At 66.8% G+C, this 23,868-nt stretch carries 25 protein-coding genes; 13 read left to right on the forward strand and 12 right to left on the reverse strand.

All coding sequences use genetic code 11. From position 1 onward, the window contains the following. Positions 1-29 precede the first annotated feature (29 nt). A complete protein-coding gene (locus tag C491_RS03195; RefSeq protein ID WP_005553745.1) occupies positions 30-2,144 on the reverse strand; it encodes an IucA/IucC family protein in 2,115 nt (704 codons plus the stop codon). 49 nt (positions 2,145-2,193) lie between these two features. Continuing rightward, positions 2,194-2,937: an NAD(P)/FAD-dependent oxidoreductase gene (locus tag C491_RS03200; RefSeq protein ID WP_005553746.1), complete on the reverse strand. Its 744-nt coding sequence runs from the start codon at positions 2,935-2,937 to the stop codon at positions 2,194-2,196. Between the two features lie 140 nt (positions 2,938-3,077). On the opposite strand from C491_RS03200, the gene C491_RS03205 reads away from it, so the two are divergent. After that, positions 3,078-3,599 carry an SRPBCC family protein gene (locus C491_RS03205; protein ID WP_005553747.1) on the forward strand — a complete coding sequence of 174 codons (522 nt, stop codon included), beginning with the start codon at positions 3,078-3,080 and terminating at the stop codon, positions 3,597-3,599. A gap of 284 nt (positions 3,600-3,883) precedes the next feature. Further along, positions 3,884-4,357, forward strand: a complete 474-nt coding sequence (locus C491_RS03210) for a response regulator (protein WP_005553748.1) — start codon at positions 3,884-3,886, stop codon at positions 4,355-4,357. Between the two features lie 93 nt (positions 4,358-4,450). Here the strand turns inward: C491_RS03210 and C491_RS03215 are convergent, their stop codons facing one another. Both C491_RS03215 and C491_RS03220 read right to left on the reverse strand, forming a co-directional pair. Continuing rightward, complete coding sequence (locus C491_RS03215; RefSeq protein WP_241431287.1) at positions 4,451-4,945, reverse strand: FxLYD domain-containing protein; 495 nt, start codon at positions 4,943-4,945, stop codon at positions 4,451-4,453. 170 nt (positions 4,946-5,115) lie between these two features. Continuing rightward, complete coding sequence (locus C491_RS03220) at positions 5,116-6,183, reverse strand: M42 family metallopeptidase (protein ID WP_005553750.1); 1,068 nt, start codon at positions 6,181-6,183, stop codon at positions 5,116-5,118. A gap of 164 nt (positions 6,184-6,347) precedes the next feature. On the opposite strand from C491_RS03220, the gene C491_RS03225 reads away from it, so the two are divergent. From C491_RS03225 to C491_RS03235, 3 genes are all read left to right on the forward strand, one after another. Then, complete coding sequence (locus C491_RS03225; RefSeq protein WP_005553751.1) at positions 6,348-7,514, forward strand: thiolase domain-containing protein; 1,167 nt, start codon at positions 6,348-6,350, stop codon at positions 7,512-7,514. After that, a complete protein-coding gene (locus C491_RS03230; protein ID WP_005553752.1) occupies positions 7,511-7,900 on the forward strand; it encodes a Zn-ribbon domain-containing OB-fold protein in 390 nt (129 codons plus the stop codon). Before C491_RS03225 ends, C491_RS03230 begins: the two co-directional genes overlap by 4 nt. A 264-nt stretch (positions 7,901-8,164) precedes the next feature. Further along, positions 8,165-9,019 (forward strand): NAD+ synthase, encoded by an 855-nt coding sequence (locus C491_RS03235; RefSeq protein ID WP_005553753.1) that lies wholly within the window; start codon positions 8,165-8,167, stop codon positions 9,017-9,019. Between the two features lie 85 nt (positions 9,020-9,104). Here the strand turns inward: C491_RS03235 and C491_RS03240 are convergent, their stop codons facing one another. From C491_RS03240 to C491_RS03250, 3 genes are read right to left on the reverse strand one after another with little or no spacing between them, the layout of a single operon-like run. Further along, positions 9,105-10,097, reverse strand: coding sequence for an alpha/beta fold hydrolase (locus tag C491_RS03240; RefSeq protein WP_005553754.1), 993 nt, complete (start codon positions 10,095-10,097; stop codon positions 9,105-9,107). Positions 10,098-10,143: 46 nt separating this feature from the next. Beyond that, positions 10,144-11,217, reverse strand: coding sequence for a methylmalonyl Co-A mutase-associated GTPase MeaB (gene meaB, locus C491_RS03245; RefSeq protein ID WP_005553755.1), 1,074 nt, complete (start codon positions 11,215-11,217; stop codon positions 10,144-10,146). Continuing rightward, the gene (locus C491_RS03250) at positions 11,214-11,630 is read right to left on the reverse strand and encodes a cobalamin B12-binding domain-containing protein (RefSeq protein ID WP_005553756.1); all 417 of its coding nucleotides are present in this window, start codon (positions 11,628-11,630) and stop codon (positions 11,214-11,216) included. The genes meaB and C491_RS03250 overlap by 4 nt, the downstream gene beginning before the upstream one ends. Positions 11,631-11,860: 230 nt before the next feature. On the opposite strand from C491_RS03250, the gene C491_RS03255 reads away from it, so the two are divergent. After that, the gene (locus tag C491_RS03255) at positions 11,861-12,532 is read left to right on the forward strand and encodes an HD domain-containing protein (RefSeq protein WP_005553757.1); all 672 of its coding nucleotides are present in this window, start codon (positions 11,861-11,863) and stop codon (positions 12,530-12,532) included. A 64-nt stretch (positions 12,533-12,596) separates the two neighbouring features. Here C491_RS03255 and C491_RS03260 read toward each other — a convergent pair whose 3' ends face one another. Both C491_RS03260 and C491_RS23110 read right to left on the reverse strand, forming a co-directional pair. Then, positions 12,597-13,271, reverse strand: coding sequence for a LysE family translocator (locus tag C491_RS03260; RefSeq protein WP_005553758.1), 675 nt, complete (start codon positions 13,269-13,271; stop codon positions 12,597-12,599). Between the two features lie 52 nt (positions 13,272-13,323). Then, the gene (locus C491_RS23110; RefSeq protein WP_169331726.1) at positions 13,324-13,476 is read right to left on the reverse strand and encodes a hypothetical protein; all 153 of its coding nucleotides are present in this window, start codon (positions 13,474-13,476) and stop codon (positions 13,324-13,326) included. 314 nt (positions 13,477-13,790) lie between these two features. On the opposite strand from C491_RS23110, the gene C491_RS03270 reads away from it, so the two are divergent. The 4 genes from C491_RS03270 to C491_RS03285 all read left to right on the forward strand — a co-directional run bounded on the left by C491_RS03270 (position 13,791) and on the right by C491_RS03285 (position 16,233). Further along, positions 13,791-14,432: a TlpA family protein disulfide reductase gene (locus tag C491_RS03270; RefSeq protein ID WP_005553761.1), complete on the forward strand. Its 642-nt coding sequence runs from the start codon at positions 13,791-13,793 to the stop codon at positions 14,430-14,432. A 108-nt stretch (positions 14,433-14,540) separates the two neighbouring features. After that, the gene (locus C491_RS03275) at positions 14,541-15,239 is read left to right on the forward strand and encodes a TlpA family protein disulfide reductase (RefSeq protein WP_005553763.1); all 699 of its coding nucleotides are present in this window, start codon (positions 14,541-14,543) and stop codon (positions 15,237-15,239) included. A gap of 190 nt (positions 15,240-15,429) precedes the next feature. Then, the gene (locus tag C491_RS03280) at positions 15,430-15,732 is read left to right on the forward strand and encodes a ribbon-helix-helix domain-containing protein (protein ID WP_005553764.1); all 303 of its coding nucleotides are present in this window, start codon (positions 15,430-15,432) and stop codon (positions 15,730-15,732) included. Continuing rightward, on the forward strand, positions 15,733-16,233 hold the full coding sequence (locus C491_RS03285; protein WP_005553765.1) for a hypothetical protein: 501 nt from the start codon (positions 15,733-15,735) through the stop codon (positions 16,231-16,233). It begins immediately after the preceding gene. A 21-nt stretch (positions 16,234-16,254) separates the two neighbouring features. Here the strand turns inward: C491_RS03285 and C491_RS03290 are convergent, their stop codons facing one another. Next, positions 16,255-18,738, reverse strand: coding sequence for a DNA topoisomerase I (locus C491_RS03290; protein ID WP_005553766.1), 2,484 nt, complete (start codon positions 18,736-18,738; stop codon positions 16,255-16,257). 308 nt (positions 18,739-19,046) lie between these two features. On the opposite strand from C491_RS03290, the gene C491_RS03295 reads away from it, so the two are divergent. Beyond that, positions 19,047-20,498, forward strand: a complete 1,452-nt coding sequence (locus C491_RS03295) for an MATE family efflux transporter (protein WP_005553767.1) — start codon at positions 19,047-19,049, stop codon at positions 20,496-20,498. Here C491_RS03295 and C491_RS03300 read toward each other — a convergent pair. Further along, positions 20,495-22,012: an oligosaccharide flippase family protein gene (locus tag C491_RS03300; protein WP_005553768.1), complete on the reverse strand. Its 1,518-nt coding sequence runs from the start codon at positions 22,010-22,012 to the stop codon at positions 20,495-20,497. The genes C491_RS03295 and C491_RS03300 overlap by 4 nt on opposite strands. Before the next feature lie 84 nt (positions 22,013-22,096). After that, the gene (locus C491_RS03305) at positions 22,097-22,486 is read right to left on the reverse strand and encodes an FxLYD domain-containing protein (RefSeq protein ID WP_005553769.1); all 390 of its coding nucleotides are present in this window, start codon (positions 22,484-22,486) and stop codon (positions 22,097-22,099) included. A gap of 104 nt (positions 22,487-22,590) precedes the next feature. Here C491_RS03305 and C491_RS03310 point away from each other — a divergent pair, with 104 nt between their 5' ends. Both C491_RS03310 and C491_RS03315 read left to right on the forward strand, forming a co-directional pair. Further along, on the forward strand, positions 22,591-23,520 hold the full coding sequence (locus C491_RS03310; RefSeq protein WP_005553770.1) for a sulfide-dependent adenosine diphosphate thiazole synthase: 930 nt from the start codon (positions 22,591-22,593) through the stop codon (positions 23,518-23,520). A 72-nt stretch (positions 23,521-23,592) separates the two neighbouring features. Then, a complete protein-coding gene (locus tag C491_RS03315; protein ID WP_005553771.1) occupies positions 23,593-23,859 on the forward strand; it encodes a hypothetical protein in 267 nt (88 codons plus the stop codon). Positions 23,860-23,868: the final 9 nt, after the last annotated feature.

The raw sequence follows: 23,868 nt of genomic DNA on the forward strand, positions 1-23,868 counted from the left end.
TCGGGACGTGTTAAGCGTAGCGAGGGCGGCTACGGGTCGATCCGTTCCCGTCCGTGCGCCGAGAGGGGGTTCGCGACCTCGCTGGTCACGTACTCGTGGCGCTTGCCGCGCAGACGCATCGCGGTCAGAGCCTTGTGGGTCGTCGACGCGGCGAACAGCGCCCGCTCGTCGCGCTCGAGGCGGTCCTCGGGAACCCTCCCCTCGGCCCGGATCGCGTCAAACGCGCGCTCACAGCGCTCGGCGAGCAGCTCCCAGCAGTTCCGCTCGTCGATCGCGAACTCGTCGGCGACCGTCGCGACCAGTTCGGCGAGGTGGTTCTGGAACAGCGCGTAGTGCAGCTTCCGGTAGCAGTCCGCGGCGTCGTCGGCCTCGAGGTCCGAATCGGGGTAGGGCTCGAGCGAGAGACCGCGTTCGGCGAGCCGATCTCGGTGGACACGAATGCCGCCCAGATCGCGAACCAGCGTTGCGACCGGTTCGGCGTCCTCGAAGACGATCAGGCTGTTCTGGAGGTGGCTCTCGAGGGCTACCCCGTACTCGCTCAGCAGGGCCAGCTGCTCGGGGACGACGACGTCGGCGTAGCGCTCGAGGAACGACAGCGCCGCCTCGCGGGTCGTCGGCGCCCCCGTTCGGTCGCCGTAGCGCTCGATCACCCTGCAGACGAGCGGGCGCCCGGTCGTCGGGGCGTCGGCGACCAGACTCGAGGCGACCACCGGAACCCCGTCCTTGGGAACAAGCGGGTGCGAAGCGGGGTTCTGCCGTAACAGTCCCGAGAGATGTCTCGCGTCGTCGAACGCCTCCCCCTCTGGGTGGGGACCGCCCGGCGGGTAGTAACAGGCCGCGGCCGGCTCGGCGAGTAGTCCCAGTTGCTCGAGGTCCTCCCGCTGCTCGATCGCCCGGACGACGTCGGTCACCTGCGGCCCGTTCGAGACGGCGTGGGGCGAAAGCGTGCGAACGACGTTGGTTGTCTGGACCGGAATCGCGAGCTTGAGGTGGGGAAGCGGCCCCTCGGCGGTGCGGTTGGTGGCGTAGGGAACGACCGTCCGGAGGTTGAGCTGAGGCGTCGCCGGCGTCGTATAGTCGGGGATCGGAACGACCCGTCCGTCCTCGATCCCGTCCGCGTACCGCTCCGGGACCGTCCGGTGGTACTGCAGCGGGTGAACGGGGACGACGGCGTACTCCTCGCTCGCACGATCTGCAGGGATCGCCCGCTCGAGGGCGCCCTCGAGACCCTCGAACGTCGTGTACAGGCGATCAGTTAGCTGCCCGTCTTCGATCGCTTCCGCTCGCGTCTCGAGGGCGTACTCCCGGTCGACGGCGACGAACCGGAGATCGATTCGGTCAGTGAACTCGGGCGCGTACGCGAGGCCGTCGGCGGCGTTCATACCACGGCGTATCTTCCCGGAAGGGTGGAACGGGTGGCCGTCCGTGACGATTCGCTCGAAGGCTGTCGCCGGATCCGCGGCCGGAACGCCGCTCGCGACGGCCTCGAGGATCGATCCGTCCGCGTCGGCGGCCGTCTCGACGTCTCGCGCGTGGACTGGCCTCGCCAGCCGCGCCAGCGCGAGGTTGGCGACGCTCTCGGCGACCTCGAGGCGGATCCGCTCGGCCTGCTCGCCGTCGCTGAACGCGCCCTCGCGCTCGAGGAGCGGAACGAGGTCGACCGGGTGCTCGAGCTCCCGGCTCGCGCCGTCGCGTCCCGCCAGCTCGGGCGACCAGCGACGCATCGGTCCGGAAAACCGAAAGCGGTCGTAGCCGTGTCTCGCCGCGATCGGCGCCACGAGCACCGTCTCGGAGGCCGAAAACGGCAGCAGCGCGAGCCGATGACACCGCTCGGATAGCGGATCGACGAGCGACCGGAGTTCGTCGGCTCCGAGGCCCTCGAGCGGAGTCGGTTCGTCCGGAACGGTTGGATCTGCCGGCTCGACGAACCTGGCGTCCGGAACGCCCGCTGGTCGCCCGCGGAGCAGCCCCCGAACGAAGCGGCGGAGAATCTCCCGGCGAGCGACGGGGAGCGCCTCGAGATACGCCGCCTCGGCCGGAGTTCCCAGTCCGTTCGCTCGCGCGTAGCTGGTGGCCGCACCGAGCGTTTCACGTTCGGCGCTCGTTCGGAGCCGGACCGACTCGCCGTCGACTCGGTTGCTCATCTTCCCCTCGACGGGACGGTCACCATCGACCCGGACTCAGTATTCGGCCTCATTCTCGGTCACGCTCGACGCTCGGGTGCATCGTCGGCCGCTCCTCGAGCGGTTCCGAGAGCGCCTCGACCATCGTTTCGCGGGCGCGCTCGTCCCGCCGTCGGCGCTCCTCGTCGTCGATCTCCTCGCACGCCGGCGGCACTTCGCGGCCGCGTCCGGTGAAGTACCCCTCCGGGACGACCCAGTCCTGGTAGTAGTTGACGTCGGCGTCGTGGATCACCGCGAAGCCGACCTTCGCGCCGTGACCTGCGGCGATGATCGCCTGGTGGGGCTCGTCGGCGATCCGCCCCGCGGCGTAGACGCCGTCGACGGCGGTTCGGCCGCCCTCGTCGACGCTGACGAAGTGTTTGTTCCCGCGCTGGAGCCGACCGACGTCTAGTGGCACGAGGTAATCGCTGTCCGACCAGGAGGCCGCGATCACCCGTCGAGCCTCGAGCGGGTCGCCACCGTCGGTCTCGAGGACGAACCCTCGCTCGAGGACGGTCTCGTCGATCGCCGTGACGCCCTCGACGTGGCCGAGTTCGAACGTCGCGCCGGCGTTTTTGGCCTGCTCTCGAGTCAGCTGGAGATACCGACGGGCATCGATCCCGTCCGGGAAGCCGGGATAGTTCTCGAGGCTGGCGTTGCGCGCGAGGATCGATTCGCCCCCGTCGACGACCAGCGTGTCCAGTCCCGCACGCGCGGTGAAAATTGACGCGGCGAGGCCGGCGACGCCCCCACCGACGATACAGACATCTCGCATACGTGGCCGTTGACGGCCCGCCGTATAGAAGATTCCCAACCAGGTGCGCCCCCGAACTCGAAACGTCGGCACTCGTTCCATCGCGGCGCGTGACTCTCGGAATGGGAATCCTTACTACCGACGCACGCCCTACATCGGTTGTGGACAGGATCCTGCTCAGTACGGTCGCGTACCGTCCGCCCGAGGAGGTGTTTCCGTACGTTCGGTCGTTCGTCGACTACCCGCGGTACACGGACCACCTCGAGGAGGTTCGCGTCCGCGGAAACGGCGACGCCGGCTCGGTGTACGATCTCCGGCTCGCCTGGTGGAAACTCAACTACACCGCCCGGTCGAAGGTAACCGCGATCGACGCCCCCCGATCGCTCGAGTGGCACCTGCTCAACGACGTCGACGCCAGCGGCGAGTGGCGCGTCGAACCCGAACCTGACGCCGCACCCGCGGGTGTCGAGACGGCGAGTCGGGTCTACTTCGATGCGACCTACGACCCGTACTCGGCCGACGAGAGCGCGCTCTCGCTACCGCGGTTCGTCTCGCTGGACTGGGTCGTCCGAAAGGTCGAGCCCAAGATCCTCGACGAGGCCGAGACCGTCGTCGAACGGCTGGTCGCCGACATCGAGGGCCAGTACCGGGACGTCGAGCTGACGGTCCACGAGATGCCGTAGCCGCCGATTACCCCGGACCGCCGCTGTCGCTGGCTCTCGAACGCCGAGAGACCGCTTCGACTCGAGAAGAACGTCCTCGCGTGGCTCGTCGGCATCGAGAGCGGCGTCGCCGGACGAGTATATAAAGGCGTTACATAGGTAGTCCGCATTCTCTCGGTGGTCGGTAGTCTCTACTCCGACATGGGACTCTCGAGCACGCACCGATTGGCGACCGACGCACTCTCTCTTTCCATCGACGAGCTGCCGACGGACACTGCGAGCTCACGGTCCGTACTCGAGGAGCGATGACCGACAGCGAGGCCTCGAAACGTGTTCCGCCGTCGGAACCCAGCTCCGAGGATGCCGAGATCCTTCTCGTCGAAGACAACCCCGGCGACGTCCGCCTCCTGCAGGAGGCGCTTGCAGTCACCGCGATTCCACACCAGCTTCACGTCGTCACCAACGGCGACGAGGCGGTCGAGTTCGTCTACCAGCGCGGCGAGTACGCCGACGCTCCCCAGCCCGATCTGATCCTGCTCGACCTGAACCTGCCCCACACGGACGGCCACGAGGTGCTCACCGAGGTGAAGTCGGATCCCGAACACAGCCGGATTCCGATCATCGTCCTCTCGAGTTCGAACGACGACGACGACATCCAGCGGGCCTACGCGGCCGGCGCCAACGCCTACCTGACGAAACCGGTCGACCCCGACGAGCTCGTCGAGCGGGTCGAGCTGATCCAGACGTTCTGGTTCTCGCTCGCTCAGCTTCCGGACTGAGTGTGGCCGAGTCAGTACGAAGCTAGTTCCTGAGGAGACCGACGGTTCTCAAGTCGACTCGGAAAAAGTGATGTCACAATCCGCCGTCGGACGTCAGTACCGACTGCCGCTGACCCCGATGTCGTAGTCGTCGACGTCCTCGGCGTCTTCCATGACCATGATGTCGAACGCCCAGGTCTGCCCGCCGTCGAGGTCCTGCGTGTTGGTCATGTACCGGTCGAGCTGGTGGCCATCCGGATCGTAGATTCGGACGCCGACCTCGACGTAGTCGAACTGCTCGTCCCCGGTGTTCTCGATGACACCCTCGACCTCGATGTCGTCGCTGAACTCGCCTTCCTCGATCACGAGCTCGTGTTCGAGAATCTCGAGGTCGCCGAACTCGAGGACGTCCTCGCCCTCGTCCCGGTCTTCGACGTCCTCCTCGTCGAGTTCCTCCTCGTCACCGTCGTCGGCTTCGTCGTCGTTGCCGTTCTCGTCGCCACCGTTTCCGTCGCCACCGTTCTCGTCGCCGTTTCCATCACCGTCCTGGTACTCGTCGTCGCCGCTATCGTCGTCGCTGGCGCAGCCCGCCAGAACGCTGGTCAGCACCACTGATCCACCAAGTAGCACATTTCTTCGGTCCACGAGACAGTCAACATCGACGACACACAAAAGATTACTGAATTGATATGAATACGCAACAAACCTTCACTACTATTTTTGTGTCACTACATTAACTGATGGTGCGGATCGCTCGAACCGGGAGCCGTTCGCCGCTCTCAGAGCGTGTACTCGTGGTCGCCATCCTCGCTCTCGAGGAACGCCTCGAGCAGGTCGATCGTCGCCGCGATATCGTCGACGTGGGCGGTCTCGGTGACGGTGTGGAGGTATCGCGTCGGGATCGAGATGGCGCCGACGGGTTTCGCGCCCGCGGTGTTCTGGAAGCCGGCAGTGTCGGTGCCGCCCGCGGGCAGGATCTCGAGCTGGAAGTCGATCTCCCGCTCGTCGGCGACGGCCTGCATCCGACGGTGGACCTTCGGGTTCGTGATCACGCTCGAGTCCTTGAGCTTGATCGCCGCTCCCTCGCCGAGTTCCGTGACGGACTCGCCGTCGTCGAACTCGGGCAGGTCGTTGGCGACGGTGACGTCGAGCGCGATCGCGAGGTCGGGGTCGAGGTCGACGCCCAGCGCGTTCGCGCCGCGGAGCCCGACTTCCTCCTGGACCGTCGCACAGAAGTGGATCGTGACGTCGGGTTCGGTGAGCTGGCGCGCGGCCTCGAGCATCGCGAACAGACAGACCCGATCGTCCAGTGCCTTTCCGGTGATCGTCTCGCCGACGCGCTCGGTGGTCTGATCCATCGTGACCAGATCGCCCGGGGAGATCCGATCGATCGCCTCCTCGTAGGGGAGGCCGACGTCGACGTCGACGTCCTCGACTTCGGCTTTCTTCTCTCGCTCTTCCTCGTCCAGGGTGTGGGGCGGCGGCGAGCCGATGACGCCCGGGACGTCACCGTCCTCGGTGTGGATCGTTACCCGCTGGGCCTTGAGCACGCGGGCGTCCCACCCGCCCAGCGCGTCGAGTTCGACGAATCCGAACCCCTCGTCCTCGCCGCGGACGTTCCGAACCATGAAGCCGATCTCGTCCATATGGGCCGCGACGGCGACCGAGTACTCCGAGTCGCCCTCGAGGGTGCCGACCACGTTCCCCATCGCGTCGGTTCGAACGCGGTCGACGCTCTCCTCGAGTTCCTCGACGACGAGCTCGCGGACGCGGTCCTCGTAGCCGGGGACCCCGCTGGTCTCGGTCAGCTCCTCGAGAAGGTCGGTGTCGAACGGCGCGGATTCCATACCCGAACGTGCGAACGAGTGGGTGATAAGCGCGTGGAAACCGGACGGTGCGTGCCACCGAGTTGAACTCGCATCGGAGTTAATTCGAACGCTGGGCGGCCAATACTGCCGACGTTGAGATATTAACCGCGGGGTATTAACGGGTCCGTCCACAATGGATGCGTATGTCTGACGTACGTGTCGCAGGTTCCGGGCTGACCGCGTTCGGTCACAGTCCCGAACGGACGAGCCGGGACCTCTTCGCGGAGGCAACCGTCACCGCCTTCGAGGAAAGCGACGTCCCCCGATCGGACGTCGACGCACTGTTGTACGGAAACTTCATGGGCGAACTGTCGGAACACCAGGGCCACCACGGCCCCCTGATGGCCGAGGCCGCGGGGATCCAGGCTCCGGCCACCCGCTACGAGTCGGCGTGTGCCTCGAGCGGGGCCGCCGTCCGCGACGCCGTGTTTCGGATCCGCAACGGCGAGGACGACGTCGTCCTCGTCGGCGGCGCCGAACGGATGACCAACCTCGGCACCGCGGGCGCGACCGAAGCCCTGGCGATCGCAGCCGACGACCTCTGGGAAGTCCGAGCAGGGATGACCTTCCCCGGGGCCTACGCGCTGATGGCTCAGGCGTACTTCGACGAGTACGGCGGCGAGCACGAGGATCTCGCCCACGTCGCGATGAAAAACCACGAGAACGCCCTGACCAACGAGAAGGCCCAGTACCAGAGCGCCATCGAGATCGAGGACGTCCTCGAGGCGCCTCCCGTTTCGGAACCGCTCGGGCTGTACGACTCCTGTCCGATCTCCGACGGCGCCGCCGCGGCCGTCCTCGTAAGCGAGGAGTACGCCGAGGAACACGACCTCGACGCACCGGTCTCGATCTCGGGGACGGGACAGGGCGGCGACCGGATGGCCCTCCACGACCGCGAGTACCTCGCGCGCTCGCCCGCCGCCCGTGAGGCCGGCGAGGAAGCCTACGCCGACGCAGGGATCGACGCGGCCGACGTCGACGTCGCCGAGGTCCACGACTGCTTTACGATCGCGGAGGTACTGGCGATCGAGGCGCTCGACCTCGAGCCGGTAGGCGAGGGAATCTCCGCGGCTCGTGACGGTCGAACCACGGCCGACGGCGAGACGCCGATCAACCTCTCTGGCGGGCTGAAAGCCAAGGGCCACCCCGTCGGCGCGACGGGCGTCTCACAGATCGCCGAACTGTCCGACCTGCTTTCGGGCGATCATCCGAACAGCGAGTTCGTCTCCGACGCGGCGACCGGCGTCGCGCACAACGCGGGTGGAACGGTCGCGAGTGCAACCGTTCACGTTCTGGAGGTGGACCGATGAGCGACGACGACGTCCAGGACGCCGGCTTCGACGAGTGGCTCGACGCCGCCGAGGACGACGCGGCCTACTGCCTCGAGTGTCCCGAGGGCCACGCCTCGCTGCCCCCCCGTCGGGTCTGTCCGGACTGCGGCGCGACCGATCTCGAGGAGACCACCCTGCCCGACAGCGGCGAGATACAGACCTTCACCGTCACCCACGTCCCGACGCCCGCCTTCGAGGAGGACGCCCCCTACGCGACGGCCGTCGCCGCCTTCGGCCCCGTCCGGCTCACCGGCCAGGTCGTCGACGCTGACCTCGAGACCGTCGAGACCGGCCTCGAAGTCGAACTCGAGATCACCGTCTCGGAGACGACCGGCGAGCGCGTTCTCGGGTTCAGCCCAGTCTGAAGCGTTCGGCGAACCCGATCCCTCTTTTCTGGCTCGAGACACGAGTCGCAACCGGTTCGACAGACGCGTCGTCCCCCGCCGCGACGAGCCGATCAGTCGGTCTTCAAGATCCAGTTCGTCGACGACCAGCACGCGGGAACCGAAACGGCCCGAGGAGAGCGAGGTCGCTGATGATCGTTCACCCGAAATCGGGGAGATCAGAGCCTGATCTGCTCTTGAAAGCGCATGGCTTTTCAGTCGGACGGCCGGTTATCCAGTACTCACATGGCAGATCACTACGAGCAGACGCAGGACGAGATCAGTCCCGTAGACCTTCGATTCTCCGAAGACGAGATGAACGCACAGGTCGATCACCTGACCAACTTCATCCGGGAGCGCGTCGACGCGATGGGTGCCGACGGCGCGGAGATCGCGCTCTCGGGCGGGATCGACAGCACGGCGACCGCCTACCTCGCCGTCGAGGCGCTCGGCGCGGAGAACGTCCACGGCGTGCTCCTCCCCAAGGAGGTAAACGAGGACGAGAACATGAGCGACGCCGAACGCGTCGCCGAGGACCTGGGTATCGACTACGACGTGATCGGCATCGACTCGATCATGGAGGAGGTCCTGGCCCAGGGCGACGCCGAGACCGAGAACCCCTCCGAGGACGAGTGGGAAGGACGCTACGTCGGCAACACAAGCGCCCGCGTCCGGATGACGCTGATCTACCTGCTGGCCAACCGCGAGAACCGAATCGTGCTCGGCACCGGGAACCGCGCCGAACTCGGGACCGGCTACGTGACCAAGTACGGCGACGGCGGCGTCGACTGCAACCCGCTCGGCAACCTCTACAAGCAGCAGGTCCGACAGGTCGCAGCCCACCTGGGCGTCGACGAATCGGTCGTCCGGAAGACGCCGACCGGCGGGATGGTCGACTACGGCACCGACGAGGAAGAGATGGGGATGAGCTACGACACGCTCGACGCCGTCCTCGCGTTCCACATCGACGGCAACCTCCCCGCGTCGGTGACGGCCCGACTGACCGACACCTCGATCGAGGCGGTCGAGCGCATCCAAGAGTTCCATGAGGAAAGCGCCCACAAGCGGACGCCGCCAGCCGAACCTGAACCGCTGTTCTGAGGCCTTCTCCTCTCGAGTCGCGTCGTTTTCTTTTCAACCCCGTACTCGGCAGCGGCGAGCTCTTAGATCGGCCGGCCGTCAGGCGTCAGGCCTCGAGATCGGAGTCGGAGCCGATCCCGGAGTCCGAACTGGCCCCGGAGTCGACGCCCAGGTCGCCCTCGAGCAGCTCCGTCGTCAGGTACTCGACGAACTTCTCGGGGTGTTCGGCGTGGGGGAGCTGGGTCGCGTAGTCGATGACCACGAGGTCGCGGTCGGCCGCGTCCGCGAGAGTCCGTCCCTCCCGCAGGGGTACGAGCTCGGCGTCACGCCCCCAGACGAGCGTGGTCGGCGTCTCGAGGGCGGCGAGTTCGGTCTGGAGGTCGAAGTCGGGGTCGAGCGTCCCCGCGACGAAGGAGGCAGGAGCGTACCGCGCGCCGGGCTGGTGGGCGCTCGTCCAGGCGTACTCGACCTCGTCGTCGTCGATCCGATCCGGGTTGTAGTAGCCGTCGCGGTCGTAGAAGTACCGGATCGACGGCTTGCTCGCTACCAGATTGAACAGCGTCGTGCCGACGACGGGTGAGCGGATCAGCGATCGTAGCCATGGGCGGCTGTCGCCGGTGTCGCCAGTCGGGCTGATCAACACTAGGTGCGCGAACTCGCTGTCCGCGGCCGCGTCGACGGCGAACGTCCCGGTCAACGAGGACGCGATGACGATCGGCTCGTCGGTGACGTCGGCCGAGAAATCCCGAACGAACTCGGCGTACAGCCCCGCAGAGTAGACCAGCGGCGGCCGCTCGGAGCGGCCGAAGCCGGGCAGGTCGACGGCGACGACGCGGTAGTTCTCGGCCAGCAGCTCGATGAGAGGTTCGAACTCGTAGTTGCTGGCGCCGGCGTGGATCCCGTGGAGCAGCAGTAGATCGTCGTCGTTCGGATCGCCGGCGACGGTGTAACTCACTTCCATCCCCCGCCAGCGGTACGTTCGCTCGAGGCCGGGTAGTCCGTGCTCGAACTGGCTGGCGCGGCGCTTCAGGAGTCGGTTGCCGAGTACGGCCGCCCCGGCGGTACCGACGAGACCTCCCAGAACTGTTCGGATTCGCATACCGATTCGTACCGCGGCGAACGCCTTATGCCTGCGGTTGGCACAGCTACGGGTTCCGAGTCTCGAGCTCCGCGAGGCAGTCCTCGACCGGCGACAGCACCTCGTCGGCGACGGTGTAGGGGTCGGTCTCGCCCGCCGCGACCGCGGCCGCGAGGTCGTCGATCCCGCCCGCGCGCTCGAGTTCCGCCTCGAGCATGGTATGGACGTCTTCCCGGAGCAGGGTTCGGATCTCTTCGGCCGAGCGCTGACGGGCCTTCTCCGCGCGGGCGCCGGAGTCGACGAGGTACTCGCGGTGGGCCGCCAGCTCGTCGATGAACTCGTCGACGCCGGTGCCGTCGGTGGCGACCGTCTCGACGATGGGCGTCGTCCACGTCGCGCGCTTTTCGGGGTCGTCCTGCGTCGCGACCGCGGAGCCGCCGCCGTCGCTCCCCGCGTCGGCGCCGTGGTGACCGCTCCCGCCGAATCCGCCCCCGGAGTCGAGTTCGATCATCTCCCGGAGCTCCTGGACCGTTCGATCGGTGCCGGGACGGTCGGCCTTGTTGACGACAAAGACGTCCGCGATCTCGAGGATGCCCGCCTTCAGCGTCTGGACGTCGTCGCCCGACCCCGGCGGGACGAGCACGGCGACCGTGTCGGCGGTGCGAACGATGTCGATCTCGTTCTGGCCGGCGCCGACGGTCTCGATGATGATCTTGTCCTTTCCGAAGGCGTCCATCGCCTTCACGGCGTCCGCAGTGGCGGTCGAGAGCCCGCCCAGCGTCCCGCGGGCGCTCATCGAGCGCACGAAGACGTCCATGTCTCCAACCGTCGAGGCCATCCGGATCCGGTCGCCGAGCACCGCCCCGCCGGTGAACGGCGAGGAGGGGTCGATCGCGATGACGCCGACGGTCTCACCGCGCTCGCGGTAGGTCTCGGCGAGCTTGTCGACCAGCGTCGACTTCCCCGCGCCGGGACTGCCCGTGATCCCGATGACCTCGGCCTCGCCCGTGTGGGCGTACAGCTCGGAGATCAGCTCCCGGTAGCCCGGCGCGCGGTTCTCGATCTTCGAGATCGTCCGGGCCAGCGCGCGGTGTTTGCCCTCGAGGAGCTCCGCCAGCAACGTTTCGTCGTCGGCGTTCATCGGTCGGGAGCGTTCTCGCGGACGAATTCGATCGTTTCCTCGATCGACGTCCCCGGGCCGAAGATCGCGGAGACGCCCTCGGCCTCGAGCTCGGGACGGTCCTCCTCGGGGATGACGCCGCCGACCAGGACGAGGGTGTCGTCCTTCGCGTCGTACTCCTCGAGTCCGTTCATGATCTTCGGGACGAGCGTGTCGTGGGCGCCCGAGAGGATCGAGATCCCCAGCACGTCGACGTCCTCCTGGACGGCGGCCTGGACGATCTCCTCGGGGGCCTTGTGCAGCCCCGAGTAGACGACCTCGAACCCGGCGTCGCGGAACGCGCGCGCGATGACGTGTGCCCCGCGGTCGTGCCCATCGAGACCGACTTTGGCGACCAGACAACGGATCGACTCCTGCTCCGGTTCACTGCTCATACGCTCCCTTCCCGAGCCGGCTGTTTGACTTTAACGGAAATTCCTGCAGATTTCCTCGCCCCGGTTCCCCCGTCAGCGGAGGATCGGTTCGGACGCGGCCGAAACGGTACCGAACCGGACAGGTTCCGGCAGTCGTGACAACAACCACCATTCCGAACCAAAGGCCTAAGAGCGAAACCAGCTTACATTCACCCAATGAGTATCGTACATCTATTGCGGAGGGATCTCTCATGGGCGTCGAAATAAAAGAAACCCGAGTAACCGACGCCGAGTTCGAGGCGATGCAGGAGTTCGTCTTCGAGTATCTCGCCGCAAGCGTCGAGAAAGAGGAGGAAGGCGGACGGATGCGCTGGTACCCCTGGCACTCCGCGGAGTACCGACACAACCACATCCTCAACGTCGTTTCGCTGGCCGAGGAGATCGCCCGGAAGGAGGGCGCCGACGTCGACATCACCCGCGTCGCCGCGCTCTTTCACGACGTGGCGAAACTCGAGACCGACCAGGACCTCCACCCGGAGGCCGGCGCCCGCGTCGCCCGCGAGTACCTCGAGTCCCGCGCGGAGTACCCCGACTCGTTTATCGACCAGGTGTGTCGCGCCGTCGAACAGCACGCCTACCAGGGCGACCTGAACGACGTCTCGCTCGAGACCCAGTGTCTGATCGAGGCCGACCTGCTCGACAAGATCGGCGCCAACGGCACCGCCCTGATGCTGTTGCGGATGGGCTACGAGGCCCGCACGCACATGGACACCGACGAGATGGTCGAGCGCGTCTTAGAGCGCGGCTACGACGCCGCCTCGCGGGTCGAGAGCGACACCGCCGAGGGGATCGCCCACCAGCGACTCAAGCGCGTCAAGTGGTTCCGCGAGTGGCTCGAGGACGAGATCGCGGCGATGGGTTGACCGGCCGTCGAACGACCCGTTTTTAGGTGGAGATCGACGCCTCGAGCGACGCGTCCGGCCCGTCTCAGGCGAGTCCCATTGCCCCAACCGCGAGGAAGACGACGCCGAAGCCCGCCAGCACGAGTGCGCTGCCGGCGGCGACGATCGGCGCCAGTGCGTCGACCCGCCGACCGGCCGACACCAGCCCCGCGGGGTAGAGGACGATCCAGACTGCGATCCCGCCGAAGAAGCCGGCCAGCAGCGCGGGCGAGCCGGTCTCGACGACGAGCGCTCCCTCGAGGGCGGCGCCGACGGCCGGGACGTGTGCGAGGACGTCCAGCGACCCCGGTCGGAGCAGGCCGACGCCCGCGGTGAGCCAGAACCCGATCTGGTAGGGGTTGGTCAGCGACAGCGCGAACGTCTTGCGAAAGCCGGTCGACGTCGCGTGGCCCCCGTCGGTAAAGGAGGTCGCGGCCCGCGCCTCCCGGATCGCGCCGACGGCGAAGTAACACATGAGCAGTCCGCCGAGCAGGTAGAGCACGGGGCGGACGAGCGGGTAGCGATCGATCACGGCCACGACGCCGGCCAGCGTCAGGACGAAAAAGAGCACGTCGGCGAGCATCGCGCCCAGCCCCGCCCAGAAGCCGGCCGACCAGCCACGGACGACGCTCTCCTCGGCGATGATGGCGTTCATCGGTCCCGGCGGGGCGGCGAGTGCGATGCCGAAGAGGACGCCGGCGAGCGCGGTTGCGACTGGCACGGTGTTCGGTCTCCTCTCCGTCGCCGATCGTGAAAAACGACGCGTTCGACGGCTACTCGAGGCTGCCGGGAACGAACTGGCAGCCACAGGGCGAGGCCACACCCTCGGTCGGCCCGGTCAGCGTTACCGTTACGATCGGCCGCCCACAGACGGGGCAGTCGGGAAGCGTTCCCGAGGACGTCGAGTCGGCGGCGTCGCGGGTCATCGCTCACCCCAGTTAGAGGCCTGCAACCGTCTCGAGCGAGGCATCGAACGTGTCGCGCGGTCGTGGATCATGGATTTGGCTCGGTTCCCACTCGAGACGGTGGCTCCCGAGTCGGCGTTCGACTGAACGTTCACCCGAGCGGCCTTATTCCTACTGGTGATTATCGTTCGCTGCGTCGTGACCGCTTCGCGGCTGTGTCGGACGGCAGGTAACTCTTTGCCGTCGACGCCCGATACTGCGCGTATGGATCGACTCCGCGACCGTCCGTCGGCGGGTACGCTCCGGAGCCGACGTCCGGGGACGGCGAGGGTGCGATGGGACTGAGACGCCGGACGCTGCTCGTGGTCGCCGGGGCGAGCGCGGTCGCGGGCTGTCTCGAGGACGACGCAGCGGACGATTCCGACCCCGACGGCAGCGATGATGACGGCGGCGGCGACGAGCCCGAATCGCCGCCGTTCGAGCTGCGAACGGTCGACGCACCCGGCAGCGAGGCCGGAACGACGACCGTCCCGGGCGAGGGACAGGTCACGTTTCTCAACCCGACCCGAACGCTGTGTCCGACGAGCGAGGGGCTGATCGAGACGATCGGCGACGCCAGAGCCGACCTCGAGTCCCGGTACGATGTCGGACCTGACGGCGACGTTCGGTTCGTCTCGATGGTCGACCCCCGCTCCGGCCCGAATCCGTCCGAGGAAGAGCTGGCCGACTGGTGGGTCGAACACGGCGGCGAGTGGACGGTCGGGATCGACGAGGACGGAACGATCAACGACTACTACGAGGTCAACGGGTTCCCGACAGTGCTGGCTCTCGACGCCGACGGCGAGGTCCACTGGCGCGACACGGGCGGCACCGGCGCCAGCAACATGGTGACCGGAATCGAGCGCGCCCTCGAGGCCGAGTCCGAAGCTCCGGACCCGGAGGACGCATCCGACGACGCGAACGAGTCGACGGAGTGACCGAATCGGAGAACCCTTTTTCGTCCGGATCGTACGCGTGAGCATGAACGACCGTCCCGCTCGTCGACCGATCGCCCGCGTCGATCGCCTTCGAGGGGTGAGCGTCCGATGAGGCGGCGCGACCTCGTCGCCGGGATCGGTAGCCTCGGCGTGCTCGCGGGCGCAGGGTCGATCGTGCGCTACGGCCCGCCGTCAGTTGGCGGTGACGGCGATACCGACGGCGAGATCGAGGACGACGGGGACGAGGACGAGGAGTGGCCGATCGAGGTCGAGACGATCGAGGCCCGCGGAAGCGAGGCCGGGACGGTGACCGTCCCCTCCGAGGACGTCATGGTCCTCATGTTCTTCGTCAACGGCTGTGGCAACTGCCAAGTCCAGGCCGGACGGCTCGCCGACGCCAGGGCCGAGCTCGAGGCCGAACACGGCGAGGACGTCCGGTTTCTCTCGTTGACGTACGACGATGAAGAGCAGTTCCCACCCGACGATCTCCAGGAGTGGTGGGAAACCCACGGCGGGAACGGCTACGTGAGCTACGACGCCTCGAGACCGATGCAGGAGTACGCAGCCGTCGGCTACCCCGTGACGATCGTCGTCGACCCCGACGGGGAGGAACACTGGCGCGAGACGGGAACTACCGACGGAAGCGAGATCGCGTCGGCGGTCGAGAACGTTCTCGAGGCGACGGCCGACGAGAACGACGAGGAGTCGAACGGAAACGAGTCGTCGGACGGCGACGCTGCGAACGAGAGCGACGGCGCGGACGACGAAGCGGAGACAGCCGAAGACGACCCCGAGGGGTCGGACTGATCGTCTCGAGTCGCCACCGTTCCTGGACGGCTTTGTGACCGACCTGGCGACTGTCGAAAGTTCCGTCTTAGGGGGAAGACCGATAGTGGAATCTGCCCTCTCGACGCGGTCGCCGTTCTCAAGATGGGTAGATCGAAATAGCGGTCCAGCTGGCACAATAGCTAAGTTCTGTGTGTACGAATGTACACACGTGAGTTCGAGCAAACGAGTCCAGTTCCGCGCGCCCGAACAGTTGATCGAACAGGCGGATATCCTGGCGACGGCAGCGGACCGCGACCGAACGGACGTGATCATCGAGGCACTTCGTTCGTATCTGCGTGAATCGTCCGAGAGCGATGACGTGAAGCGTGATATCGCTAACGCGTACTACGACGGAACCATTCAGTACGACGAAATGAAGGCGGTTCTCGGACCAAAAGAAGCCGAGAACCTTCGACTGCTCAAGGACCAGCTCGAGGATGACGAGCTCGCGGAAGACGTTGCGAACCTATAGATGGTCGTCGTCGCAGATACATCCGCTCTCGTCAGCCTCGCAATTGCGAGCAACGAGCGTCCGATTCGGCTCCTCTTTACGGAGTACGACGTTCAGGTTCCGCCCGCAGTCGTTGAAGAACTCGAGGAGATCGCTGCCCACGACGATGCGCATGCGGAGGCAGCAACGCGGGTACTTGGTCACCTGGCCGAAGAGCATATCCGGCAACCGAGTGAGCAGCCGGAGTATCCACTCGACGAGGGTGAAACGGCGGCTATCGCGCTCGCGAACGAGGTGAACGCCGAGATATTCCTGTGTGACGAGTACGGTGAACTCTCGACGGTGCACGCGCTCTTATCGGGTTCCCGGCTTCTCACGACGCCCAAGATGATCGAAGCACTCGTTGTGCGGGACGTTCTTTCGGCCGAGGACGCACGAGTAGCGCTTTCGGAGATGGTGGATGAGCGAAGTTGGCGCAACAATTCGTACGTCCGGCAGTTTCTTGCTCGCTTCCGGGATTGAATCCCGGAGCCCGTACCGACGCTACGCCTTCGCCTGCCAGCTCCGAACCCGATCCGCGCTGACGCCGTCGACGTCGTCGGCGACCGCGTCGGGGTCCGCGTCGCTCAGATCCTCGAGGCTCTCGATGCCCGCGTCGACGAGCTTTTCGACGGTCTTGGCGCCGACGCCGTCGAGGCTCTCGAGGTCCGAGTCGCTGTCGGCCTCGCGGGCCTGGAACTCCTGGTAGTTACAGATCGGGCAGCCGAGTTCCCAGGGCTCGTCGCCGCTGTGGACGACGAGTTCGGGGAGCTCGTGTTCCTCGCAGTGCTCGTCGGTGACCTCGATCTCGCCACGGCGGGGCAGCGGCAGCGAGTACTCACAATCGGGGTAGCGGGTACAGCCCACCAGCCGGGAGCCGCTCTGGAGGGTCTTGATGACGAGTTCGCCGTCGTGGTCCGAACCGCAGTCCGGACAGTCGCCCAGGATCTCGCCCTCGCCCGCCTCGTCGGCCTTACACAGCGGACAGCCGTGGACGAACGTCTGGCGGCCGGCGAGCATCTTCACCTCGTTGAGCCCGTGCTCCTCGCACTCGCCGTCCATGATCAGCGGCTTGCCCGTCGAGGGCAGCGGCAGCGTGTTCTCGCAGTCGGGGTAGCCATCACAGCCGATGAAGTACGAGCCGTGGCGACTCTGACGGACGAGCAAGTCCTCGCCGCACTCCGGACAGGGACCGAGGCGCTTGTCGTCTTTCAGCGACTTCCGGAGGTGGTCGCCGATCTCCTCGCGCGAGTCCGCGAGGTTCGCGAAGATCTCCTCGAGCATCTCCCGGGACTCGTCGGTGACGTCCTCGAGGTCGGCCTCGCCGGAGGCGATGGCGTCCATGTCGGCCTCGAGCTGGGCGGTCATCCCCTCGCTGACGACGCGGTCGGCGTAGTTCTCGGCGGCGTCGACGACCGCCATCGCCAGCTTGGTCGGGCGGGGCGGATCGCTCTCGATATAGCCCCGGTCGTAGAGTTTCTCGAGCGTGTTGTGGCGGGTTGACTTCGTTCCCAGCCCGAGATCCTCCATGGTCTCGATCAGCCGCGACTGGCCGTACCGGCGGGGCGGCTGTGTCTCCTTCTCCTCGAGCTCGACGGCCTCGATCGAAAGCTCCTCGCCGGTCTCGACGTCGGGAACGTAGTTCTCCGTCGTGTTGAAGTAGGGGTAGACGTCGTGGTAGCCCGGTTCGACGAGGCGCTTGCCGTTCGCCTTCAGGCGGGCGTCGTCGACCTCGGCGACGACCTTGAGGTGTTCCCATTCGGCGGGGTCGGCGACAGTCGCGTAGAACCGGCGGACGACCAGCTCGTAGATCTCCCACTCGTCGTCGCTGACGTCCCCGCCGCGGCTCGGAATCTCGCCGGTCGGGTGAATCGGCGGGTGGTCGGTCGTCTCCTCGTCACCCTCCGTGGGCCGGATCTCGTCGGCCTCGAGCAGCGAGTCGGCCGACTCGCCAAGCGTCGAGTGGCCAACGAACTCCTCGAGCAGCTCCTCGGGATCGAGGTCGTCGGGGTAGACGGTGTTATCCGTTCGGGGGTAGGTGATGTAGCCCGCCGTGTACAGATCCTCGGCGATCGACATCGCGCGCTTGGCCGAGTAGCCGATCGCGCTGGCCGCGCGGATGAACTGGGTCGTGTTGAACGGCGCCGGCGGGGCGTCGGTCCGGGTGCGGCGGTTGACGTCGACGACCGTCGCGGCGTCGCGTCCCGACAGGGTCTCGTAGACCTCGTCGGCGCGGGCCTCCGCCCAGACGCGCTCGGCCTCGTTGTCGTCCTCGTCGCGGTAGAAGTACTGGGCCTCGAACGTCGTCTCCGCCTGTCGGAGGTCGGCAAAGAGCTCCCAGTACGTCTCGGGATCGAACGCCTGGATCTCGCGCTCGCGGTCGACGATCAGCTTGAGGGTGGGCGACTGGACCCGACCGACGGAGATGAAGTCGTTGCCGAGCTGCCCTGCGGAGAGCGAGAGGAATCGGGTGAGCGCGGCGCCCCAGATCAGGTCGATGATCTGGCGGGCCTCGCCCGCGGCAGCGAGGTCGAAGTCCAGCTCGTCGGGCTCGTTGAAGGCGTTCTGGACCTCGTTTTCGGTAATCGAGGAAAAGCGCACCCGACGGATGGGGACGTCCTCGTCGACCTCGCGGACGATGTCGTAGGCCTCCTTCCCGATGAGTTCGCCCTCGCGGTCGTAGTCGGTCGCGATCGCGACCCGTTCGGCCCGGCGGGAGAGGATCCGCAGCGTGGCGACGATGTTCTCCTTCGTCGCCGTCTTCTCGATACTCGCGTCGATGAGCTCGACGGGCTCGACGTCGCGCCAGTCGGAGTACTCCGCGGGGAAGTCGACGCCGACGACGTGGCCTGACAGCCCCACGCAGCGCTTGCCGCCCCACTCGTAGACGTTGACGCCGTTCTCGCGGCTCGAGTCGTACGTCCCACCGGAGAGGATGTCGGCGATCCGTCGCGCGGCGTTGTCCTTCTCGGTGATGATCAGTTCCACGGCCGATCACCCCGCGGCTCGAGCGGGAGGTCCGGGAAACGAGTCGTCGTCATGGTCGCTCGGTACGACTGAGTCTCTGATAACGCTTTCGGCAAAAACGGCAGACAGCGCGGGTGTGCGTGCGTTACGCGGGCGTCTGCGCTCGCGCGTGCGTGAGGTCCATGCAGTCGGGTCGGCCGCGGCGAGCGCGACTCGGGACACTCGAGAGCCGGCAACTGGGCCGGGGAGTCGAGCCCTTTTCCGCTCCGGAGCGAGAAGGCACCGAAAGCGCCGTGGCAGAGCCGGAATCCGAGCGGAAACGCGTTGATATGACGGCGGGATCGATCCCGCCGAAGCTGCTCCACCTAGCCTGGCCGCTCGTGCTCGGCAACCTCCTGCAGACATTCTACAATCTGGCGGATATGTTCTGGGTCGGCCGCGTGAGCAGCGAGGCGGTCGCCGCCGTCTCGCTGATGTTTCCGCTCTCGTGGATGTTCGTCTCGACGGCGATGGGACTGACGGCGGCGACCATCGCGCTGGTCTCCCAGTACGTCGGCGCCGACGACGACCGGATGGCCGACCGGGTCGTTGCCCAGACGATCCTGCTCGCGCTGGCCGTCTCGACGGCGCTCGCAGCGGTCGGTCTCTACTTCCGGCGGCCGCTGCTCGTCCTGATCGGCGCCCGCGATCAGGTGTTCGTCGAGGCGCTGGCCTACATCGAGGTCATCTTCCTCGCGCTGCCGCTTACCTTCCTGTTCTTCGCGTTCCGCTCGTCGCTGCAGGGCGCCGGCGACACGAAGACGGCGATGTGGCTCGTGCTGATCTCGGCCGGGCTCAACGTCGTCCTCGACCCGTTCTTCATCCTCGGCTGGGGACCGTTCCCCGAGATGGGGACTCGAGGTGCGGCCGTCGCGACGTTCATCGCCCGCGCGTTCGCCACCGTCGCCGGGATTGCCATCCTGCTCGACGGGCGGTTCGGCGTTCGACTCCGGGTCGGAGACCTGGCCCCCGACCTCGCAATCCAACGCCAGCTGGTCGACATCGGCTACCCGGCGACGATCGACGGCTGGGCGCGCAGTTTCGCCTCAGTCGCGATGGCCGGTTTCGTCGCCCGCTTCGGGGCTGCCCCGACCGCAGCGTACGGGATCGGCGTCCGGTTCATGTCGGTGACGTGGGCCGTCGCCGGCGCGGTCGGCAACGCGACCGCAACTGGAGTCGGGCAGAACCTCGGGGCGGGGACCCCCGACCGGGCCGCAGCCGTCGCCCGGGTCGCGACCGCGGGGACCATGCTGTTGATCTTCGCGGTTGCGGCGGTTCTCGTCGCCTTCCCCGCACAGGCGATGCGGGTCTTCGTCGCCGACCCCGACGTGATCGCCGAGGGCGTTCTCTTTCTCCGAATCATGGCGCCGTTCTGGGCGCTGTTCGCCGGCGTGATGGTCCTCCAGGGGGCGTTCCGGGGCGCCGGCAACACCCGTGAGGCGATGGTGCTTTCGTTCCTCTCGCGGTGGATCTTCCGGGTTCCGGTCGCGCTGGTGTTGGCCTTCGCGGCCGTGACGGTCCCGTTCGTCGGCGTGACGATTCCGACGGTCGCCGCGATCGACCTTGGCGTCGCGGGGATCTGGTGGGCGTTCTCGTTCGGGATGGTGGCCTCGTTCGTCGTCGCCGTACTCTGGTTCCGGCTCGGCACCTGGACCGAGGGCGTCATCGACGAGGCGGGCGAGCATCGAGAGACCCAGGTCGGCTCGAGCGCTGCCGACGAAGGCGAGGTGCTCGATCCCTAGCTCGAGCCGCCGACGGGGAGCCACTTGCGCAGCGTCGGGCTGAACTCTGCGGCCATGCGGGCGTCGTCGTCGGTGAAGGCGTCCGTGAGGACGAGCGTTCCCGCGTAGATGGCGACCACGACGATCGGCAGGATGACGACGGTCAGGAGATCCGACTCGAGGACGTAGACGATCGGTGCACCGGCGATGGCCGCCGGAACGCCGGCGCCGACGATCTTCGCGAAGTCCCGGGTGAACGGGTGGATCCCGTCGAGGTAGTAGATCTCCGCGAGCGTGAGCCCGCCGACGAGAAAGAGCGCGGTTGCCGAGCCGATCGCGGCGCCCTCCATCCCGAGAAACGGCACGAGCGTGAACGAGACGAGGAGGTTGACGCCGAAGAGGACGAGGGTGTTGGCGAAGACGAACCGGGAGTAGCCAAGGCCCTGCAGGAGCGAGCCGTCGGGGCCGCCGAAGGTGACGTTGAAGAGGAACGCGGCAGCCAGGAGGGCGACGACGGCGGTCGCCTCGGCGTACTGGGGCGTGTACAGCACCGCGAGGAAGGAACTCGCGCCGAGCGAGAGGAAGATGGCGATCGGCAGCGTGATGCCGGCGATCCAGCGGGCCATAATTCGGAACCGCTGTTCGACGAGGTCGATATCGTCTCGGCTCTCGGCGATCAGGGGTTTGAACACGGGCGACAGCGAGTTGAAGATGATCATCAGCCCCGAGCCGAGCATGTAGCCGACCCGGTAGATCCCGACGTCGTCGGAGTCGAGGAAGAAGCCGAGCACGAAGTAGTCGACGTGGCCCATCAGGACGAAGACGACGCTGGTCATCGCCAGCGGGACCGAGTACTTCACCAGCGGACCGGGGGCGACCAGCTCGAGTTCCCTCGAGAGCAGGTCCCAGGCCTTGTAGGTGAAGACGGCGGCGCCGACCGTGATCGCGACGAACAGCCCGACGATGTAGCCGGCGACGAGCCCGAGCAGTCCGAACCCCGCGAGCAACAGCCCGGCGGTGGCGATAAACCGAACGATCGGGCGAACCAGGTCCCGCATGATCACCCGGTACTGGAGTTTCTTGATGCTGTAGTAGGAGGTCAACAGGACGTTGTAGATCGCCAGCATCGGGATCGTCACCGAGAGGAGCAGGAGCCCGACCCGCAGCGCCGGCTCCTCGAAGAACTCGGCGAAGGCGGCGGCGCTGAGCGCGAGCGCGAGCGCGACCAGCGACGACGTTACGAGTACCGTCGCGGTCACCTGGACGATCACGCCCTTGGCCTTCCCGTACTCGTCGTCGTCGAGGTACTGGGGGACGAAGTAGTCGATCGCGAGCGGGAGCCCGAGGTTGGCAAAGACCTGCATGAACAGGATGACCGACGTCGCCAGCACGAACAGCCCGTAGACGGAGGGACTGACGAACCGCGTCATCAGCATGACGATCGCGAACCCCATTGCGCCGTTGATCACGTTTCCGGCGAACGTGATACTCCCCTGTCTGGCGAGCGTGGTGACGCCTTCGTCCTGGTCGGTCATGGCAACGTTGGGTGTGGGTGATCGCGACGTCCCGCGAGCGTCGTGTGCAGCCGTCGGCACCTCCCTGTGGTCGGCTCGAGCACGTCAGACACCCGTCGCCGGCTCGAGCTCGTAGCTGTCGACTGCAGCGGCCTCCTCGCCGAAGTGGGGGAACTCCGCGTCGAACGGCCACTCCTCGCCCTCGGCGACGTCCTCCTCAACGTTCTCGATGACGCTCTCGAGCTCTTCGCCGTCCTCGTCGAAGAACGTCACTCGGATCTCGATGTACGACAGCGTTCGCTCGCCCGCGTTCCTGACGACGCCCCAGACGTAGACGCGTTCCTCGTCGGTGCCCGGGTCGTCGCGCACGAGGTCGTCCCAGACGATCTCGACGTCGGCGGGTTCGGTGATCTCCTCGGCGTCCTCGGTGAAGTACTCGAGACAGCCCGACACCGACAGCGAGGTGGCGACGGCCAGGAACGCGCGGCGGTGCATCGAGTCGGTCGTTTGCAGCCGCGGGTCTTGAGGGTACGGATTCGAGTTAGCGATCCGATGTATCGCGACACACTTTTCACTACCCACTGTTACCACCTAGTTGTATGAGCGAGTTCGATCAGTTCAGCGACGTCGGTGAAGCGGACGTAACACGGGCAATCGGCCAGGAGTGGACCGAGGAGTTCATGGACTTCTCGGACTCGGACGTCATCATCGTCGGCGGCGGCCCCTCGGGGCTGACCGCGGCCAAGGAGCTCTCCGAGCGCGGCGTGAAAACGATGGTCGTCGAGAAGAACAACTACCTCGGCGGCGGGTTCTGGCTCGGCGGCTTCCTGATGAACAAGGTGACGGTGCGTGACCCCGCACAGAACATCCTCGAGGAGCTCGACGTCTCCTACAAGCAGTCGGCCGACAGCGAGGGGCTGTACGTCGCGAACGGCCCCGAGGCCTGTTCGGGGCTGATCAAGGCCGCCTGTGACGCGGGCGCGAAGATGCAGAACATGACCGAGTTCACGGACATCGTCATCCGCGAGGACCACAAGGTCTCGGGGATCGTGATGAACTGGACGCCGGTCCACGCTCTCCCTCGGGAGATCACCTGCGTCGACCCGATCGCCGTCGAGGCCGACCTCGTCATCGACGCGACGGGCCACGACGCGATGGCCGTCAAGAAACTCGACGAGCGCGGCGTCCTCGACGCGCCGGGTATCGGCGACGCCGAGGCCAGCGCCACGGGGATGGACCAGACCGACGACGACAGCTACGGCGCCCCCGGCCACGACTCGCCCGGCCACGACTCGATGTGGGTCGGCAAGAGCGAGGACGCCGTCGTCGAACACACCGGCCTCGTCCACGACGGCCTGATCGCGACCGGGATGGCGACCGCGACGACCTACGGCCTCCCGCGGATGGGGCCGACCTTCGGCGCCATGCTCGTCTCGGGCAAGCGCGCCGCCCAGGAGGCACTCGACGAACTCGAGGTCGACGCCGACCCCGTCGACATTACGTCGCGCGCCGCACCAGCGGACGACTGACGTCGCAGTCGACTCCCACCACGGGTAGCGATAATCACTGAATTGATACGACGTCCGGCTGTCGGCCGTCGTATGGAAGACGACCGCGACGGCGTAACCGCAATCCGGATCGCCCTGCGACGCGAGCTACACCGATTTTTCAAACGGATCGTCGGGCTAGTTGTCGCCACCGTCGGTATTCTGCTCGGTCTCGCCGCGATGCTCCTGCCGTTCATCGTGGGGTTCGGTAGCTCCACTCTGTTCGGAGCGGGCATGCTCGTGGCGACCCTCTGTAGCTGGTGGATCCTCGGCGCAACCGGGAGCCCCGATTTCGAGGACCTGACGGACGACCTCGAGTGATCGATCGCC

It is taken from the genome of Natronococcus amylolyticus DSM 10524, from assembly GCF_000337675.1.
In the GTDB taxonomy this organism is placed as follows: Archaea; Halobacteriota; Halobacteria; order Halobacteriales; family Natrialbaceae; genus Natronococcus; species Natronococcus amylolyticus.

Bases quoted from the DNA above. Each gene is read 5' to 3' on its own strand.
- C491_RS03195 (WP_005553745.1), bottom strand. From the start codon at position 2,144: ATGAGCAACCGAGTCGACGGCGAGTCGGTCCGGCTCCGAACGAGCGCC.
- C491_RS03200 (WP_005553746.1), bottom strand. From the start codon at position 2,937: ATGCGAGATGTCTGTATCGTCGGTGGGGGCGTCGCCGGCCTCGCCGCG.
- C491_RS03210 (WP_005553748.1), top strand. From the start codon at position 3,884: ATGACCGACAGCGAGGCCTCGAAACGTGTTCCGCCGTCGGAACCCAGC.
- C491_RS03220 (WP_005553750.1), bottom strand. From the start codon at position 6,183: ATGGAATCCGCGCCGTTCGACACCGACCTTCTCGAGGAGCTGACCGAG.
- C491_RS03225 (WP_005553751.1), top strand. From the start codon at position 6,348: ATGTCTGACGTACGTGTCGCAGGTTCCGGGCTGACCGCGTTCGGTCAC.
- C491_RS03230 (WP_005553752.1), top strand. From the start codon at position 7,511: ATGAGCGACGACGACGTCCAGGACGCCGGCTTCGACGAGTGGCTCGAC.
- C491_RS03235 (WP_005553753.1), top strand. From the start codon at position 8,165: ATGGCAGATCACTACGAGCAGACGCAGGACGAGATCAGTCCCGTAGAC.
- C491_RS03240 (WP_005553754.1), bottom strand. From the start codon at position 10,097: ATGCGAATCCGAACAGTTCTGGGAGGTCTCGTCGGTACCGCCGGGGCG.
- meaB (WP_005553755.1), bottom strand. From the start codon at position 11,217: ATGAACGCCGACGACGAAACGTTGCTGGCGGAGCTCCTCGAGGGCAAA.
- C491_RS03250 (WP_005553756.1), bottom strand. From the start codon at position 11,630: ATGAGCAGTGAACCGGAGCAGGAGTCGATCCGTTGTCTGGTCGCCAAA.
- C491_RS03255 (WP_005553757.1), top strand. From the start codon at position 11,861: ATGGGCGTCGAAATAAAAGAAACCCGAGTAACCGACGCCGAGTTCGAG.
- C491_RS23110 (WP_169331726.1), bottom strand. From the start codon at position 13,476: ATGACCCGCGACGCCGCCGACTCGACGTCCTCGGGAACGCTTCCCGAC.
- C491_RS03270 (WP_005553761.1), top strand. From the start codon at position 13,791: ATGGGACTGAGACGCCGGACGCTGCTCGTGGTCGCCGGGGCGAGCGCG.
- C491_RS03275 (WP_005553763.1), top strand. From the start codon at position 14,541: ATGAGGCGGCGCGACCTCGTCGCCGGGATCGGTAGCCTCGGCGTGCTC.
- C491_RS03285 (WP_005553765.1), top strand. From the start codon at position 15,733: ATGGTCGTCGTCGCAGATACATCCGCTCTCGTCAGCCTCGCAATTGCG.
- C491_RS03295 (WP_005553767.1), top strand. From the start codon at position 19,047: ATGACGGCGGGATCGATCCCGCCGAAGCTGCTCCACCTAGCCTGGCCG.
- C491_RS03300 (WP_005553768.1), bottom strand. From the start codon at position 22,012: ATGACCGACCAGGACGAAGGCGTCACCACGCTCGCCAGACAGGGGAGT.
- C491_RS03305 (WP_005553769.1), bottom strand. From the start codon at position 22,486: ATGCACCGCCGCGCGTTCCTGGCCGTCGCCACCTCGCTGTCGGTGTCG.
- C491_RS03310 (WP_005553770.1), top strand. From the start codon at position 22,591: ATGAGCGAGTTCGATCAGTTCAGCGACGTCGGTGAAGCGGACGTAACA.
- C491_RS03315 (WP_005553771.1), top strand. From the start codon at position 23,593: ATGGAAGACGACCGCGACGGCGTAACCGCAATCCGGATCGCCCTGCGA.